The organism is Lactobacillus sp. JM1, from assembly GCF_009834385.1.
Classification (GTDB): Bacteria; Bacillota; Bacilli; order Lactobacillales; family Lactobacillaceae; genus Lactobacillus; species Lactobacillus paragasseri.
The window spans coordinates 432,034-450,255 of record NZ_CP044412.1 but is presented as its reverse complement, the minus strand read 5'-3'; the positions used below and the strand labels follow the sequence as shown (position 1 = coordinate 450,255).

Annotated in this window: 15 protein-coding genes; all 15 read right to left on the bottom strand. The window is 36.3% G+C overall.

Annotated elements, in window-relative coordinates; translation table 11 throughout:
* Window positions 1-36 precede the first annotated feature (36 nt).
* The 15 genes from F3I00_RS02225 to F3I00_RS02155 all read right to left on the bottom strand — a co-directional run bounded on the left by F3I00_RS02225 (window position 37) and on the right by F3I00_RS02155 (window position 18,144).
* A complete protein-coding gene (locus F3I00_RS02225; RefSeq protein ID WP_020807777.1) occupies window positions 37-579 on the bottom strand; it encodes a CvpA family protein in 543 nt (180 codons plus the stop codon).
* A 55-nt stretch (window positions 580-634) separates the two neighbouring features.
* Complete coding sequence (locus F3I00_RS02220) at window positions 635-949, bottom strand: DUF1292 domain-containing protein (RefSeq protein ID WP_020807778.1); 315 nt, start codon at window positions 947-949, stop codon at window positions 635-637.
* Between the two features lies 1 nt (window position 950).
* Window positions 951-1,382, bottom strand: coding sequence for a Holliday junction resolvase RuvX (gene ruvX, locus F3I00_RS02215; RefSeq protein ID WP_003649348.1), 432 nt, complete (start codon window positions 1,380-1,382; stop codon window positions 951-953).
* Entirely contained in the window at window positions 1,382-1,639 is a 258-nt protein-coding gene (locus tag F3I00_RS02210) for an IreB family regulatory phosphoprotein (protein ID WP_003647717.1), read from the bottom strand. Before F3I00_RS02210 ends, ruvX begins: the two co-directional genes overlap by 1 nt.
* Before the next feature lie 54 nt (window positions 1,640-1,693).
* Window positions 1,694-4,342 carry an alanine--tRNA ligase gene (gene alaS, locus F3I00_RS02205; RefSeq protein ID WP_020807779.1) on the bottom strand — a complete coding sequence of 883 codons (2,649 nt, stop codon included), beginning with the start codon at window positions 4,340-4,342 and terminating at the stop codon, window positions 1,694-1,696.
* 230 nt (window positions 4,343-4,572) lie between these two features.
* Window positions 4,573-5,958 (bottom strand): DEAD/DEAH box helicase, encoded by a 1,386-nt coding sequence (locus F3I00_RS02200; protein ID WP_020807780.1) that lies wholly within the window; start codon window positions 5,956-5,958, stop codon window positions 4,573-4,575.
* A complete protein-coding gene (locus tag F3I00_RS02195) occupies window positions 5,942-6,907 on the bottom strand; it encodes a bifunctional oligoribonuclease/PAP phosphatase NrnA (protein ID WP_020807781.1) in 966 nt (321 codons plus the stop codon). The genes F3I00_RS02200 and F3I00_RS02195 overlap by 17 nt, the downstream gene beginning before the upstream one ends.
* Window positions 6,908-6,947: 40 nt before the next feature.
* Window positions 6,948-8,069 (bottom strand): DNA polymerase IV, encoded by a 1,122-nt coding sequence (gene dinB / locus F3I00_RS02190; protein WP_024273024.1) that lies wholly within the window; start codon window positions 8,067-8,069, stop codon window positions 6,948-6,950.
* Complete coding sequence (gene zwf, locus F3I00_RS02185) at window positions 8,069-9,517, bottom strand: glucose-6-phosphate dehydrogenase (RefSeq protein WP_020807783.1); 1,449 nt, start codon at window positions 9,515-9,517, stop codon at window positions 8,069-8,071. The genes dinB and zwf overlap by 1 nt, the downstream gene beginning before the upstream one ends.
* Before the next feature lie 107 nt (window positions 9,518-9,624).
* A complete protein-coding gene (gene yajC / locus F3I00_RS02180; protein ID WP_035425547.1) occupies window positions 9,625-10,077 on the bottom strand; it encodes a preprotein translocase subunit YajC in 453 nt (150 codons plus the stop codon).
* A 60-nt stretch (window positions 10,078-10,137) separates the two neighbouring features.
* The gene (gene ruvB, locus F3I00_RS02175; protein WP_024273023.1) at window positions 10,138-11,157 is read right to left on the bottom strand and encodes a Holliday junction branch migration DNA helicase RuvB; all 1,020 of its coding nucleotides are present in this window, start codon (window positions 11,155-11,157) and stop codon (window positions 10,138-10,140) included.
* Between the two features lie 27 nt (window positions 11,158-11,184).
* Window positions 11,185-11,763 carry a Holliday junction branch migration protein RuvA gene (ruvA, locus tag F3I00_RS02170; RefSeq protein ID WP_003649357.1) on the bottom strand — a complete coding sequence of 193 codons (579 nt, stop codon included), beginning with the start codon at window positions 11,761-11,763 and terminating at the stop codon, window positions 11,185-11,187.
* Window positions 11,764-11,768: 5 nt separating this feature from the next.
* Complete coding sequence (gene mutL, locus F3I00_RS02165) at window positions 11,769-13,661, bottom strand: DNA mismatch repair endonuclease MutL (protein ID WP_020807786.1); 1,893 nt, start codon at window positions 13,659-13,661, stop codon at window positions 11,769-11,771.
* A gap of 5 nt (window positions 13,662-13,666) precedes the next feature.
* A complete protein-coding gene (mutS, locus tag F3I00_RS02160) occupies window positions 13,667-16,240 on the bottom strand; it encodes a DNA mismatch repair protein MutS (protein ID WP_020807787.1) in 2,574 nt (857 codons plus the stop codon).
* Window positions 16,241-16,380: 140 nt separating this feature from the next.
* Complete coding sequence (locus tag F3I00_RS02155) at window positions 16,381-18,144, bottom strand: ABC transporter ATP-binding protein (RefSeq protein ID WP_020807788.1); 1,764 nt, start codon at window positions 18,142-18,144, stop codon at window positions 16,381-16,383.
* Window positions 18,145-18,222 lie beyond the last annotated feature (78 nt).

The window sequence follows — 18,222 nt, the reverse complement described above, 5'->3', positions numbered from 1 at the left end:
ACCTAGCAAAAAGGGCCCCATAACTGGGCCCACTTTTTATATTGTTGTAATGAATAATTTTATGAAAACTTGTGAAATTCCTGGAGAAAAATGCAAGATACCACTTGCTAAAATAGAATGCCCCAGCATATTTTGCAAACTATTATTAGGAATCGTAGCTAAAATAAATAAAAGCAAATAAACACTAATCTGGGTCACAATAAAAGCAATAATAATGCTGCCCCATGTATTTAATCTAGCATCTACAGTAATATACCTTAGCTGATTAAAACCTAACATCACCAAACGCCATATACAGCAAACAAGCAACAAAACAATCGAAAAAGCTATTGCTGCATAGAATGACTTATCTAAGGTTAATCCTGTAGTCTTATCAAAGAAGGCAAAACTACTTCGATCACTCGCTGAAGGATATGGCACCCAAAGATTTAAGAAGTTACTAAAGGGTTTGTACAATAATGTTGCAAAAATCAACCCTACTACATATCCACCTGCAGCCAAGCCTTCATACACTATGCCACGTCGATAACCTACATAACAACAATAAATAAAAATTAATAAAATGAGAATAGAAATCATTGTTCATCCTTATTAAGCAAAAAAGACTAGCCCCTCCGCCAGTCTTTTTTGAAGATTATTCGCCACTTAAGCGATCGTCTGACAAAAATGTATTTAAAACGCCTTGTACCATATTCCACTCGTCATCATCAGTGATTTCGTGTAAGTCAGAACTGGTTACATCACCGTCTTCGTCAGCATCGTAGCTAAAAGCCTGTACTTCCACATCATCATCGTCGCTAACGGCTGCTGGATATAGTAAAACATAGGATTTACCATAATCTTCAGACGTAAAAGTGAATAATATTTCAAAAAGTTCTTCATTGCCTTGATCATCAACTAAAGTGATTTGACGATCATTATCTTGGTTAGCGTTAATTTTTTCACTCATTTTACTTATCCTTTCTGGTTGCTTCTAGATAACTTTGTAAAATCAAAACAGCAGCCATTTGGTCAATAACTTTTTTTCTTTCAACACGATCATGTACGCCAGCTTCTTGAACTAGAATACGATCAGCTTGTACGGTTGTAAGCCGCTCATCCATATAATGAACAGGCAAGTCAAATTTCTCTTTCAAGCGTTCACCGTACTGCTTACTTCTTTCTACAGAATGCCCACTACTGCCATCCATATTTTTGGGTAGTCCTAAAACAAAACCTTCGACGTCATATTTACGGACAATCTTTCTGATTTGACGCATGCCAAAACTAAACTTGCTCTCGTCAATTTTGATTGTTTCAAGCTCTTGAGCAGTGATTCCCAAAGGATCGCTAATTGCAACCCCCACAGTCTTAGAGCCAACGTCCAGTCCAAGTAATCGCATTATTTATTTTTACCTAAATAACTCTTAACCAATTCCTCAATAATTTCATCACGTTCATGTTTCAAGATTAAATTACGGGCATCATTATGCCGAGGAATATATGCAGGATCGCCTGAGAGTAAGTAACCAACAATTTGATTAATTGGGCTGTAGCCCTTTTCCTCAAGTGCATTGTATACGTCTTGTAGAGTGTCGTATACATTCTTACCCTTATTTTGGTTAAAGTCAAAATGCATTGTTTTATCTAGCGAACTCATAATAAAATTCCTCCTATTCTTCTTAATTTTACTTGAAATATCGAACGAACTCAATTAATTTTGTTTTTCTTCAACTTCTTGTAACACTTTAGCGATAGCGTCCTTTAAACCTGCTGGGTTCTTACCACCGGCTTGTGCCATATTTGGACGACCGCCACCGCCACCACCAAAGATTGGAGCAGCAGTTTTAATTAAGTCGCCTGCTTTAAGACCAGCTTTAATTGCCTTATCGTTCAAGCTAATAACCATGTTAGCCTTACCGTTAACTTCAGCAGCTAAAACTAAAACATCAGATTTAGCACTGCTCTTCCAATTGTCGGCAAGTTCACGTAAATCATTCATGCCTTCTACATCAGCTTGAGCAGCAATTACAGTTAAATCTTTAACTTGCTTAACATCATTAAACAAGTCGCCTGCTTTTGCCTTGTTAATTTGTGCCTTTAATTGTTCAGCTTCTTTTTGGCTTGCACGTAAGTCTTCTTCAAGAGAAGAAATCTTGTTAGTTACATCTTCAGCCTTAGTTGCCTTAACTTCATCTTGAACTTCTTTCAAGATCTCGTCACGGTCTGTTACATACTTATAAGCTTCTGGACCAGTAACAGCAATAATTCTACGAGTACCAGCACCAACAGCAGATTCAGAAACAATCTTAAGCATACCAATTTGGTCAGTGTTTTCACAGTGGGTACCACCACAGAATTCAGTTGAGAAGTCATCAATTTGAACAACGCGAACTGTGTCACCATATTTTTCACCAAATAAGGCTAAAGCACCCATCTTTAAACCAGTATCAGGATCAGTAACTGTTGTCTTAACTGGAATTTCTTCCCAGATCTTTTCGTTAACGATCTTTTCTACGTTAGCAATTTCCTTCTTAGTCATTGGCTCTAAACTAGTAAAGTCAAAACGTAGGTAGTCTGGTTCAACTAAAGATCCAGCTTGGTGAGTGTGAGTACCTAAAACTTCACGTAAAGCAGCATGCAATAAGTGGGTAGCTGTATGGTTGTGCTTTAAGCCGCGACGACGTTTTTGGTCAACTTTCAAGATATATTCTTGTCCCTTTTCAAGTGGCAAAATAATATCAACAAAGTGTAAGTTTTGATCGTTTGGTGCATGTTGTACATCTGTTACGCGAGCAACTAATTCACCATTTTGGTTCAAAATTTCACCATGGTCAGCAACTTGTCCACCGCGTTCTGCATAAAATGGAGTCTTATCAAAAATTAAAGTTGCGTGTTCACCATCGGCTTTATCAACTAGCTTATCATCAACAACAATATCGATTAATTTAGCATGCTTTTCTTCTAGAGTGCTATATTCAAATTCACTCTTGTCCTTGATGTTCATCAAAGTAACATCTTGTGAGCCCATTGATTGTAAGTTACCACGAGCCTTACGAGCACGTTCTTTTTGGGCTTTCATTTCTTCATCAAAGCCCTTCTTATCAACCTTAAGACCAGCATCTTGAGCAGCTTCAAAAGTTAATTCATATGGGAAGCCGTAAGTATCAAATAACTTAAACGCATCTTTACCAGAAACAGTCTTGTCATCGCTCTTCTTAGCTTCAGCAATAATGTTATCAAGTAAGTTCAAACCAGATGAAAGCGTTACTTGGAATCTTTCTTCCTCGTTCTTAATTACTTTTTGAATGAATGCTTGTTGATCAACAACTTCTGGGTAGTGACTCTTCATGATTTCGCCAACTACAGGTACTAATTTGTACAAAAATGCACCCTTAATACCCAAACGTTGACCATTCAAGTCGGCACGTCTAATTAAACGACGTAAAACATATCCACGACCTGAGTTTGAAGGAAGAGCTCCATCAGCAATCGCAAAACTTACAGCACGAACGTGGTCGGCAATAATCTTAAATGCCACATCATCTTCCTTGTTTGCTGCATACTTCTTGCCATCACTTAACTTTTCAGTTTCTTTAATAATTGGCATGAACAAGTCAGTTTCAAAGTTAGTTGGTGCATCTTGAATAATTGAAACAACACGCTCTAATCCCATACCGGTATCAATGTTTTTGTGTGGTTGATCAACATATTTACCATTTGGTAAGTGATTGAATTGTGAAAATACGATGTTCCAAATCTCAAGGTAGCGAGCATTTTCCCCACCTGGGAAGTTTTCAGGATCATCTTCAGCAACATCGTTATTTTCTTGACCACGATCATAGAAAATTTCTGAGTCAGGACCACATGGACCTTCACCAATATCCCAGAAGTTATCTTCTAACTTCACAATGTGATCTTCAGGTAAGCCAACAACATCATGCCACATATGGTATGCTTCTGTATCCTTAGGATAAACAGTTACATAAAGCTTATCTGGATCTAAGCCTAACCATTTTGGACTAGTTAAAAATTCCCATGCCCAAGGAATAACTTCTTTCTTAAAGTAGTCCCCAACTGAGAAGTTACCAAGCATTTCAAAGAAAGTTTGGTGACGTGCAGTTTTACCAACATTCTCAATATCATTAGTTCTAATTGATTTTTGAGAAGAAGTAATTCGGTGATTCTTAGGTACAACAGAACCATCGAAATATTTCTTCATCGTAGCAACACCAGAGTTAATCCACAATAAGGTTGGATCGTCTTGTGGAATTAATGATGCACTGGGCATAACCATATGGCCATGCTCTTTAAAAAAGTCCAAGAACATTTGACGTACTTGTGAACTAGTCAATTGTTTCATAAAAAGTCTCCTACAAATATAAAAAACACTATTGCATAAAACAAGGACGCTCCCAGCGCGGTACCACCTTGATTGCAACAGTGTTTGTTACCTCTTTAAATATTTAATTTCTTAGTTAAATTAGGTAGCATTACTAAGTACTTCTAGACCTTCTCACCCGCCTGGTCCTCTCTTTGAAGAAAATACTTCAGTAATATGTCCTAAACGTGATTTATTTTACTACAAATTTTCTAGTTGTCAAAATTTCCGCGTGCTTGTTCGCGCTCACGCTTACGTCTACGTTTAGCTTTTCTAATTTGATGACGCTCTTCGATCTTACGCTTTTGCTGGCGGTCTTTTTGAATGGCTTGCTTAATTTTCTTCTTATAACCGGGCTTTACTTTTTTCTTAGTCTTCTTAACCATTCCAATCATGCGATTATCAAGCTTGTGACTGCGAGCTTGACGATTGTCACGACGATGGTAGTGTGTTCTTTCAACTAATTCACCATTTTTAATTTCTTTAAAGTCAAAGTGAATACCTAATTTTTCTAAGTCTTCAATTTGTGGCATTTCCTCATCATAGATCAAGGTAATTGCGTGACCTTTAAGGCCATTTCGACCAGTTCTACCAATTCGGTGAATAACAAATTCAAGATCCTTAGGAATCTCATAGTTAACCACTAAACTAACGCCAGGTACGTCAATTCCTCTAGCAGCTAAATCGCTAGCTACAACATACTGGTACTGACCTTCTCTAACTTGGCGAATTATACGCTTGCGCTCACGTTCAGTAATTCCGCCATGGATCTTAGCCACCTTAAGGCCTTGCTCTTCAAGATAATCAGTTAATTCATCAACAGTCTTTTTAGTATTAGCAAAAACTAAGGCCAAATATGGTTGTCCCATTGTTAAGAGCTTATATAAAATTTCTTTTTTATCTCTTGAACCAACATCAATTAAGTCATTTTGAATTGTTGGAGCAATAATTGCTGGATTATCAATAACGATAAAGTCCGGCTTTGACATATACTTCCTTAAGAAATTTTCTAGCTTAACTGGGATAGTTGCTGAAAAAGCACCTAAAACGACTTTTTTATCTAACTTAGAGATAATCTCATCCATTTGCCCTAAAAAGCCCATATCAAGTGTCATGTCTGCTTCATCAATGATAAAGGCTTTGACGTTATCTAAATTAATAACTTTCTTTGATGCAAAGTCATGTAAACGACCAGGAGTAGCAATAATTAATTGTGGAGCCCTATTTTCAGCTTTTTCAATTTGGCGATTCCGGTCATTGCCACCACCTAAATATTCAATTGAAATATTTAGACCACTCGCATCCCTTAATTGACGCGCTACTTTATACAATTGATTTGCTAATTCACGACTAGGCGCAGTTACTACAGCTTGCGTTACTGGGGCATTTTCATCAATCATGTTCAAAAGTGGAAGCAGGTAGGCATGAGTCTTACCTGAACCAGTAGCTGCTTGAACTACGACGTTTTTATTATTTAAAAGAGCCGGAATAACTGCAGCTTGAACCTTAGTGGGTTTACTAAAGTTAATTTTTTCTAGACCAGTTCGTAATTCTGGTCTAATCTTTTCACTTTGAAATATACTATTTGTTTGTGCCATGTTCTTCATTGTACTTCTTTGTTACTTCTACTACTTCGTCAAAGACTTGTTTTACTTCATCCATATCCTTGGCATTGGCACCAGATGCTAATGCATGGCCACCACCATCATGCTTTTCAGCTAAATGATTAATTACAGGACCCTTTGAACGATAATGAACGCGGAAAGTACCGTCTGGTTTTTCAACAAATACATTCCAAGCTAAAACGTCCTTAATTCGACCTGGAGTTGAAACAGCAACATTTGCTTGATCGTCAGTTAATCCCATCTTCTTTAAATCGTCTTGCATCAAAATTGTGTAAGCTGCTCCAACTGGGTTAATTTCCATCTTATCCATTGCTAAAGCTTGCAACTTGGCTTCATCAAAAGTAACATCTGCAATTTCTCTAGCAATATCAGTAATGTTAATTCCCGTCTTAGTTAATTCGGCTGCAACGTCAAAAGTGTGCGCTGAAGTTTCAGGATACATAAATCTACCTGTATCGCCGACAATACCTGCATATAAAGCTGCCGCAACTTCCTTAGTAACTGGTAAGTTCTCTGCTTTCAAAAAGTCAAAGACAATTTCTGAAGCAGCTGGTGCGTCTGGATCTACATAGCTCATATCTGCATATGGATCTACATCTGGGTGGTGGTCAATCTTAATTAAAAGATCTCCCTTATCGTAATTCTTATTAGAGATACGTGGAGTATTTGCAGTATCAGTAGTAATTACTAAAGCTCCTTGATAATCTTCAGGTGTTACTTCATCCATTTTATTAATCCAGATCAAGTCACCTTCATCATTTTCACCAGCACAAAGAATCTTTTTATCTGGAAAAGCTAATCTCAATGATCTTGCTAAACCAGCTTGAGAGCCAATTGCATCTGGGTCAGGACTAGTGTGACGGTGCAAAATAATTGTTGGGTATTCTTTTATCTTTTCATAAATTTCATCAAAAGTTGCCATTAATCTGTTCTCCTTGTTGTTTACTAAATTTATTTTATCATTACTTGTTTTCAAAAATATCTAACGATAAGTTCTCAACTGGATGTTCTTCAAAATCGGTTACAGTAAGTCCTAACAGACGTACTCCAGTTGCGAGCATCCCTTTTTCTGTTTCAAACAAGACACGACCAGTGTCGTAAATAACAATTTTATCATTAGTGCCTTGTTTTAGCTTCTTTCTTTTAGTAATTGTCTTAAAATTAACATCGCGAATCTTTAAAACAACACAATTTGCAAGAAAATGTCGCTTTTTTAACTTATTTTCAAGTTCACCGCTATAAGCTCGCAGTTTAGTTAAAGCTTCATTTTCATCAAATAAACTCTGATTAAAAGTTCGCTCAATCCCAATCGACTTTCGATTTCTTTCTGAATCAGTAACTACCTCTCTCAAGTCAATACCATGTGCATGTTGGGCAATCAAATAGCCCATACGATTAAATTTTTTGATCAACACATCTGTTGGAATTTTTATTAGGTCAGCTCCGGTGTAGACTCCCATCTCTGCTAATCTTTCTTGCGTTTTAGGTCCAATGCCGGGAAACTTTTCGATTTTTTGCTTTGCTAAAAAATCAAGTGCAGTTTCAGGCTTAATTACAGTTCTACCAAAGGGTTTAGCATATTCCGACCCCATTTTAGCTAAAAACTTGTTGTAAGAAACGCCAAATGAACTTGTCAATCCAACCTTTTGATAAATTTGCTCTTGAAGGATAGTTGCAATTCGAACAGGATCATCTAAGTGAAGCTTATTCTCCGTTACATCTAAGTATGCTTCATCTAAAGAAACTGATTCTACTCGATCAGTCATCTCATGCATTAAACGGTGAATTTCAGCTGAAACAGCTCGATACTTTTCAAAATGTGGTTGAATAATTACAAGTTTTTCTGCTGGAATTAACCTAACTGCCTTAGCAGTTGGCATGGCTGAATGCGCACCATATTGACGGGCCAAATAATTAGCAGTTGCCACAACCCCGTGTCCCCTATTTTTTTTAGGATCGCCGCCAATTAAAACAGCTTTATTTTTTAAAGCAGGATTATCTCGAATCTCTACTGAGGCATAAAAAGCATCCATATCCAGATGAATAATTTTACGCTTAATATTATTTTTAGGCAGTAAGTCCATTAACGGTAAATCCAATGCTCAGTATCTTTTTCAAAAATATGGTTACTTGATTCAGTACCAAATTCACCACTTGGATATTGCTCAAGTTGCTTAATATCTTTGTTTTCATCTTGCCATGCAGCTTCAACTGCATCAACAAACTTCCAGTATTGCTTTAATTCAGACCAGTGCGTAAAGTTAGTACGATCAGCTACAAAGACATCATGAAGTAATCTTTCATAGCCATCTGGAACTTGATCCATTTCTTGTTTAGAAAACTTATAGCTAAGATTTTCTCTTCTTAAGCCCTCAGTAGTAATCTTTTTTCCGTTAATTGTAAAGAAAATCTCGCTTCTTGGATCAATAATAATTGAAATATTATTTGAATGTGCATTGCCGTACAAATTATTCATGTGGTGGAGCACAATATCAATTCTAGAAACTTTATCCTTCATCTTCTTACCAGTTCTAAAGTAGATTGGAACACCAGCTACAGGACCCTTTTTGAAGTTAACTTCACCAGCAACAAATGTCTCTACTTTAGAATCAGGAACAACTTGGTCAGCCTTTAAGTACTCTACTTCATCGTCGCTTGCTAAATATTGACCACGTGAGAAATGCTTTTTTACCATTTCTGGAGTTGGAATAACCAAGCTATCAAGTAGTTCTTGCTTTGCTTCATGAATATGATCTGAATCTAAGGCTTTAGGTTCTGGCATTGCTAAGAGAGTAATAATTTGAAAAATATGGTTTTGAACCATATCGCGTAAAGCACCAGAAGTTTCATAATATCCACCACGAGTACCAACGCCTAAGCTTTCAGCAAGAGTGACTTGCATATTAGCAATGTACTTCTTGCACCAAATATTATTAACAATTGGATTAGTCATTCTAAGCGGCATAATATTTTGAACCATCTCTTTACCGAGATAGTGGTCAATTCGATATACCGAATCTTCAGCAAAACTTTCTCCAATTTCTTGATTTAATTTTTCAGCAGAAGCTAGGTCATGACCAAACGGCTTTTCAATTACCAAGCGGTTAAAACCACTACCAACTAGCTTTTGATCATTAATATGAGTTGCAATTGTGCCAAAAAATCTTGGTGCCATTGCCATGTAGAAAATACGGTTGCCTTCTGCATGATATTTCTTATCAAGCTTTGTAGCTAATTCTTTAAGAGCAATGTAGTGATCAACATCAGTTACATCATGTGACTGGTAATAAAAATGCGAAGCAAATTCTTTTGCATCTTTCTCATCAAAGCTATTGTTGCTTTCTTTAATTGCTGCAACAACTTGTTCTTGTAAGTATTCATGACTCCATGGTCTTCTAGCTGTACCAATTACGGCAAAATGATCATGAATTAATCCCTTCTGATATAAGTTAAATAAGGCTGGATAAAGCTTTCTATGAGCTAAATCACCCGAGCCACCAAAAATAATCATGACAACTGGAATATTTTCCATTCTAACTACCTACCTATTAAACTTATTAAAATTTACTTTACCAATTCATATTTTACAATATTAATCTATGACAATGAAAAAATAAAAACGTCCTTGCGGACGTTTTTTTATTTATCTTCAGAATTAGTATTATCAGCTTTGTCAGAAGTTGTTTCTTCTGTTTTACTACTTTCAGTAGGCTTTTCTTCTGTTTCAACCTTTTCTTCTTTTGCTTCATTAGCTTCAACATCTTTTGCTGGAGCGGCAGCAGTTGGAAGAACGCGACGAATAGCCATTCTTTCAAATGTTAAGAAGATTCCATCGGCATCAATCACAACAGTCTTATCTGCGTCATTGATTGAATCAACTTTACCGTGAAGACCATCAACCATAATTACTTGATCGCCCTTCTTAAGTTCAGACATCATCTTCATCCGTTCTTGTTGTTGCTTTTTTTGTGGCTTAATCATTGAAAAGTAGAAGAAGACAAAAATTGCAATCATTGCAATAATCATGAACATGTTATTCATACCAGCAGCACTTTGTGCTAAGAAAAATGTATTCAAAGTATTACACCTCATTATTTTTATTAATTAACTTTCAAATAATAATTATACCGTATTTTTGCTCTAACTAAAAACTTACTCTGCTTTTTTTGGTGGATATCCTAATTGTAAATAAGCTTTTTGCGTAACGCTTCTTCCCCGAGGAGTTCGAGTAATGAATCCTTTTTGAAGTAAATATGGTTCATAAACTTCTTCAATTGTATCCGTGTCTTCACCAACATTAGCTGCAATGGTTTTAATTCCAACAGGACCGCCACCATAATTTTCAATCATCATTCTTAAAAGTTTTCTGTCAGTTTGATCTAATCCTTCATCGTCAACTTCTAGCAAATGAAGTGAGTGCTTAGTAGTTGCTAAAGAAATAGCTTCTTCTCCCTTTACTTCCGCAAAATCGCGAACCCGCTTAAGTAAACGGTTAGCAACACGTGGCGTTCCACGAGAACGTCGCGCTAATTCAATTGCTGCTTCTGGATCAATCTTAGTGTTAAAAACTACGCTTGATCTTTGAATAATTTTTTCTAGATCATCAACAGAATAGTACTGCATGTGTTCAATAATTCCAAACCGATCTCTTAGCGGCGCAGATAATTGACCAGCACTGGTAGTTGCTCCAATCAAAGTAAAAGGAGGAAGTGGCACGTGCACTGCATGAGTTGTTTGCCCTTCTCCGACCACAATATCAATATAAAAATCTTCCATTGCTGAATATAAGACTTCTTCGACTGGCTTTGCTAAGCGGTGAATCTCATCAATAAATAAGACATCCCCTGGATTTAATTCTGAAAGCAGAGCCACCAAATCTCCCGCTTTTTCAATTGCTGGGCCCGAGGTACTCTTTAAGTGAACGCCCATTTCATTAGCAATTACAAATGCCAAAGTAGTTTTACCTAAACCAGGAGGTCCGTATAACAAAACATGGTCTAAGGCTTCGTCTCGCTTTTTAGCAGCTTTAATATAGATTTTCATCTCGCTCTTTACTTTATCTTGTCCAATATATTGAGCAAGTAGTTGCGGACGCAAAGACAATTCGATCGTTTCATCTTCTTCGCTACTTTCAGCGCCTATAATTCGTTCTTCATCATTCACATCTTTCACTTCCTTATCCTTAACTAATTTTTACTTTTACTTCTTAAGTAGTAAAGCCAACGCTTCTTTAATATAGCCATCAGCAGTATTTTCAGGTAATTTTGCTAATTTTGGAGTAATTCTGTCAACTTCTTTTTGAGTATAACCAAGTGCTACCAAGGCAAGCACAGCGTCTTGCAGGCTCGGCGAAAGATCGGCAGCAACTGTTGATTTCTTCACATAGTCGCCTAACTTTCCTTTTAAGTCTAAGACAATCTGAGAAGCAGTCTTCTTTCCGACTCCTGGAAAACGAGTTAAATATTTTACCTCTCCATTTTGAATTGCACTGGCTAACGAATCCGTATCCTCAGCTGCCATAATCGCTACGGCCGATTTTGGTCCAATTCCTGAAACGCTTAATAATTTTAAAAATAATTCTTTGTCTTCTAAAGATAAAAAGCCATACAAGGTAATTCCTGTATCTCTGACAACTTGTTCAACATAAATAGTTGCTGGCTGATTCTCTTGATAGCTATAAGGAGTGGGACAAAGAATCTTATACCCAATGCCATTTACATCTAATACTACATAAGCTGGATCAATTTTTGCTACTATTCCTTTGAGATATTCAAACATTTTACCTACTCATCTTTTTTAAACATCTTATTGAGATCATTCTCACTTAATTGAATAATAATGATTTTTCCTTCAAAATCTTGATAAGGATCACTACTATTTCTCAGGTCTTTCAATAGTTCTTGTGCTTCAACTGGATTTAAATTTCTTCTTCTAGTACTTTGGCGCATTGTTATTTCGCCAGCAATTTGTGCTTTAAGCTTGGTAAAATCTTGTTCATTTTGATTTAAATATAAATCTAAAATCATGCGCACATTTTTTTCTACATCAGGTTGGAGCCAGATCGGATAAGTTCTTAAGATCAGGCTATTTTGACCAAAATCCTCTAAAAATATCCCTAATTCTTGTAGATTATTAAGATTTTCTTTTAGTTTCAAATAGTCAACATTACTAAAATCTAAAATCAAAGGACTAAGTAAACCCTGCTGAGAAATATTTTCACTATTTAAATCATGAAAAATTTGATCATAGGCTAAACGCCGATAAGCTGCTATTTGATCAATTAAGTATAAGTCTTCATCATGGCGCGCAACTAAATATGACTTAGTCTGACCTAAATAAATTAATTCAGGTAAATTGTTAGCTAAAATTTCATCCCCTGAAGAAATAAGACTATCATCTTTTCCTTGAATATCTTTTTCTTCATCAAATGGACTTAGCTGCACCTGTTTATCCACATTTTCATCCCAGCTTGCAGTAATCACATATTTATCGTCATTGCGAACCTTATCTAAACTGACAAAATTTGCTGCTGTTTCATGAACTTCAGCACTTTTATCAGCTTCCACTTGCGGAATAAACTCCACTGGACGAACAGTATCAACCACATCTTTATTTAAGTTAAATTTTAATTGGTCAATATTTGTCGACTTTTTAGGAGTTAATAGATTATTCAAACCTGAATTGATCTGACTGGTCTGATCTAAGGCTTCTGAAATACTTGTAGTTAATAAACGCTCTAATTCCTGCTCCTTTGACAAGCGCACCTCTTGTTTAGTTGGATGGACGTTAACATCAACCAAAAGTGGATCAAGTTCAATGTTGACAACAGCAATTGGATAACGGCGCGGCCTTAACTTACTGCCATAACCAGCTATAATTGCCTGAGTCAGACGATAATTTTTTATATAGCGGCCATTTAATAATAAAGAAATAAAGTTTCGATTTGAACGAGTTGTATTAGGATCAGAAAGTAAGCCAGTAATCTTAAAATCAGGACTAGTGCCCTTAAGGACCTCCATCTTTTCTGCAAGCTGACGGCCATAGATATTCGCAATATCTTGTCTTAAATCATTACGTCCATTGGTTTTTAGTAAGATCTTACCGTTATTAGTGAGAGTAAAAGCAACATCAGGATGTCCTAAAGCAAGTCGGTTGACAATATCAACAATCTTTAGAATTTCCGTTCTTTCAGAGCGTAAATATTTAAGCCGAGCTGGCGTGTTAAAAAATAAATCACTAACTGAAATCTTGGTTCCCTTTGGTGAAGCTGCATCTTCTTGTAGTTTCTTTTCGCTGCCTACAAAAATTGCACGAACACCGCCTAAATTATCGCTACTGGTTATTACTTCAACATGGGAAACCGCGGCAATTGAGGCCAAGGCCTCTCCGCGAAATCCTAAAGTAGAAATGTTAAATAAATCTCGCTCAGTTGCAATTTTACTTGTTGCATGACGAGTAAAAGCTAAATCAAGCTGATCTTTTGCAATTCCGCTTCCATTGTCTTGAACCGTAATTTGCTTTAAGCCCGCATCAATAAAGTCAATTCTAATACGGCTACTACCAGCATCAAGGGAGTTTTCACACAATTCTTTAACAACACTAGCTGGTCGTTCAATAACTTCACCAGCAGCAATTTGATTAGTTAATTCAGGTGAAAGTTCATGAATCTTACTCATGATTATTAGTCCTTATCTTTCAACTCTTGCTGCCACTGAGATACAAGTTCCATGACCTGCAAAGGAGTTTTGTCAGCAAGATACACATTTTGAATATCATCCAAGACATCTTTTTCATCATCTGAAATTGCCGGTTCACTTGCTTCTTCAGCGGTAAAGAGATCAAGTTGCTCACTAGCCGGCTGTAACTCTCCTGCTCCCTGCTGCTCTAATCTCTTCAGCATCGTAGTTGCTTCTCTTAAAACTTTACGTGGTAAGCCTGCCAATTGAGCAACATGAATACCATAAGATTGATCAGCTGGTCCTGGCAAAATTTTATGTAAGAAAATCAACTTACCATTTTCTTCGGTCGCACCAACGTGAATGTTCTTTAAATGTTTTAGTGTTTGGTCTAAATCAGTTAATTCGTGGTAGTGAGTCGCAAAGAGCGTCTTTGCTCCGACCTTATCATGAAGATACTTCACAATTGCTCCAGCCAAAGCCATCCCATCATAAGTAGCAGTGCCTCGTCCAATTTCATCAAATAAAATTAAAGAACGTTTTGTCGCATGTTGCAAAGCATCATTAGCTTCACTCATTTCTACCATAAAAGTACTCTGACCAGAAATCAAATCATCTGCTGCTCCGATTCGAGTAAAGATTTGATCAAAAATTGGTAGAGTTGCGCTATCTGCTGGGACAAAACAACCAATCTGCGCCATGATTGCAATCAAGGCCATTTGACGCATATAAGTAGACTTACCAGACATATTTGGTCCAGTAATTAAGAAAATATCAGTATCTTGATCCATCTTCACGTCATTTGGAATATAACTACCAGCAGTCATAACTTGTTCAACAACTGGGTGGCGACCATTAACTACGTTAATTTCTTGCTTATCAACTGTAAAGTCTGGGCGAACATAATTATTTTGTTCACTAACTGTCGCAAAATCTGTCAAAACATCTAAGCTTGCAACTTGTTTAGCTAATTTTTGTAAAGCTGGAATATACTTTTTAACATCTTCTCTTAGTTTTACAAACAAGTCATACTCTAAGCCAGTTGACTTAGCTTCTGCTTCTAGAATCAATGATTCATGTTCCTTTAGTTCAGGCGTGATATACCGCTCTGCATTAGTTAATGTTTGCTTTCTAGTGTAGCGATCAGTGGGCACCTTATCTTTATTTGAATTCGTAACTTCAATATAGTAACCAAAGACCTTGTTATAGCCAACCTTTAAGTTGTTAATTCCAGTCACTTCACGTTCGTGGCTTTCCATTTCGGATAGCCATTTTTTACCATTATTCATCGCGTCCCGGTAGCGGTCTAATTGGTCTGAAACTCCTTCTCTAATCAAACCACCCTCTGTCGTTAAAAGTGGGGGATTATCCACAATAGTATTAACAATCAAATCATGGATTCCCTTTAAAGGATCAATTTGCTTAGCAAAGTTTTGCAGATGTGGATTATTCGTTTCAAGTAAGGAATTCAAAATATCAGGAATTGCACCTAAAGAATGCGCTAATTGTAGCATTTCACGTGCATTAACTGAGCCAAAAGCAATTCGACCAGTCAGTCTTTCTAGGTCATACACACCCTTTAAACTGTCGATAACTTTTTCACGGGTGAAGTAATCATCAAAAAGTGCTTGAACCATTTCTTGACGTCGGTTAATTTCAGTAACTGATAAAAGCGGACGCTCAATCCATGATTTTAACAATCTGCCGCCCATTGCCGTACTTGTCTTATCTAAGAGCCAGAATAAAGAGCCCATCTTCTTAGAAGTCTTAGCTGACTTGATTAATTCTAAATTTGTTTGCACAGTATGAGACATCTGCAAATATTGCGTCGGCTCATAGCTTTGAGCAACTTGTAAGTGGGCTAAACTACGCTTTTGCGTTGACAGTAAGTAAGCTACTAGTTGCTTAGTGGCCTTAATTTCTGCATCGTCAGTTAAGTTTTGGGCTACATAAGAAATTTCTGCATGTTCACTTTCTACTTTAACTGGTTCAGAAATAGTAATATTAGCTTTCTTCAAAAAGTCTTTGTTTGCTTCTGTTAAATGCCCGTTATACACAACTTCTCTTGTTTGAAGGGATAATAATTCATTTGCGACACCTTCAAAATCAGTTAAGTGTGTGGAAAAAGTCTCCCCAGTGGATAAGTCGCTGTAAGCTAGGCCAAAGCCAGAATTTGTTGAAATAACTGAAGTTAAGTAGTTACTATCTTTTGCTTGGTCAGGACGCTCCTGCATCATGGTTCCTGGCGTAATTAACTGAATAATCCCGCGTTTGACCATTCCTTTAGCTTTCTTGGGATCTTCAAGTTGTTCACAAAGTGCAACCTTATATCCTTTTTCCACCAAAGTATTGACGTAAGTATCCACAGCTAGGTGAGGAACTCCTGCCATTGGAATTGGATTTTTAGTTTTATTTGAACGATGAGTTAACGTTAATTCTAGAATTTGTGCACCCTTAACTGCATCATCTTCAAATAATTCGTAGAAATCGCCCACACGATAAAACAAAAACGCATCTGGATATTGTTCCTTAATCTCGTAATATTGCTTCATCATTGGTGTCGTATCTTTTTTTGCCATTCGTTACCAAATATCCTTTCTTCCAAAAACCTATGTTCTATTATAACGTAAAAGTCACTGAAAAATCTTAACTGTTAAAAGGCAAAAAATTCTCCATGCCTACTTGCATGAAGAATTGATTACTTATTTAAAATTGAACCTTACAGATATGCATTTTTCTGTAAATCATACATTTCTTTATATTTTGGATTAATTTGCAACAAATTAGTATGCGTGTCAAAACCGCTAACTTTTCCACCGTCGAGAAATAATACTTTATCAGCAAACCTAACTGCTGACAAACGATGAGTCACAAAGAAAATCGTCTTGTTATCATTTTCTTTCAAAAAACGTTGATAAATTTCTGCTTCGCTCTTAGCGTCTAAAGCTGCCGTTGGTTCATCTAAAAATTCAATCTTACCATCAGCATATAAGTCTCGTGCCAAAGCTACTTTTTGCCATTGACCACCTGACAAATCAGTTCCATTTTTGAAATCTTTAGCCAGCGTCGTATTCAGATTAAGATGGTCATTAGCTAACAAATCACCCAATCCAGATGCTTTAAGAACATTATTTACCCTATCTTTATTGAATGAATATCCAGTAATCACGTTTTCTTTAAGAGTTAATTTAAAGCGAGAAAAATCCTGAAAAGTAGCTGACAAATTTTTATGCAAGTCAAAGATATTAAAGTCTTTTAAATCATAATTATCAACAGAAATTTTTCCATTAGTCGGGTCATAAAAACGCATTAATAATTTTACCAAAGTAGACTTTCCTGACCCATTTTCTCCAACAATTGCAATCTTTTCTCCACTTTTTACTGAAAAACTAACATTGTGCAAAATCTCAGCATTAGAAAATGGATAAGTGAAGGATAAATTCTTAACGCTAAGATTCTCGAAATCATCGGGAAAATTTTTCGTACCGTTTTCAAAGTTATCTTGATACTCAAGAAAATTGAAGTATTTTTCAATCCATAATAATGAATCGTATAACAAGCTACTGTCTTCCACTACTCGAGCCATGCTAGTAGAAATATAGCCAATCACTGAAACAAACATCAATAAGACGCCAACTTCTAATGCACCTATTCTTACTGAATTAGTGAACCAATAAAAGCCATAGCCGAATACTCCAACAGTTAATACAACAAACAGTGAACTAGTCGCAAGTTGCTTTTTACGAATTTGATTAACATCTTTTTTAGTTTGTTCAAATAAGCTTATATACTTTTCGATGATCTTTGGAAACATATTGAAAAGTCTAACTTCTTTAGCATCCCTACGATCAAGCAATAGTCCACTATAGTAGTGCAAATACCTAGCGTTCTTACTTCTTTCAACCATCGTTTCAAATGACTGCTGCTGAATACGGTAGTAAGAAATACTCTGTGGCACCATTACAATTAACAAAAGCAAAGCTAGCCACCAATTGTATCGTGCTAGATAGATTAGCATAAAAGCTAACGTTAGAAATGATTGCAAAACCGATACACCAAAAACAATTAAATTAACTGGACGCCAGCTTGCATCATCTCTGAGCATTTGTAAATCATCAAAATATTTGCTGTCATCAAAAATACTGATTGATTGTAAGTCTGCTGATTTTTTCATCAAGCTAATATTGATAAAACCTGTTAATTTATCAGTTAGAACTCCTTGAACCATTGTCGAAAGCGATGGTAAAAATTGTTGAAATGCCGTAGCTACAATCCAAACAATGATCATTTCCATAAAAGGTGAATGATTAGTAACTTGATCAATTACCTTTTGCCCTGCTGTCACAGTAAGTAAAGGAATTACTGCTTGAAGCGGCGCAAGTAATAAGACACAAGTGGCAACTAAAGGAGCAGATTTGAAGAACAGGTAATAAGTCTTAGTTAATTCTTTGAAATATTGATTTAATTTATGTAAATGTTTCATTTTGCCTCCTCGATGAACGGATTTAACAAAATGAAATTTAATTAAGTTCCGCTCATCTATTATCTAGTGATTTGTACA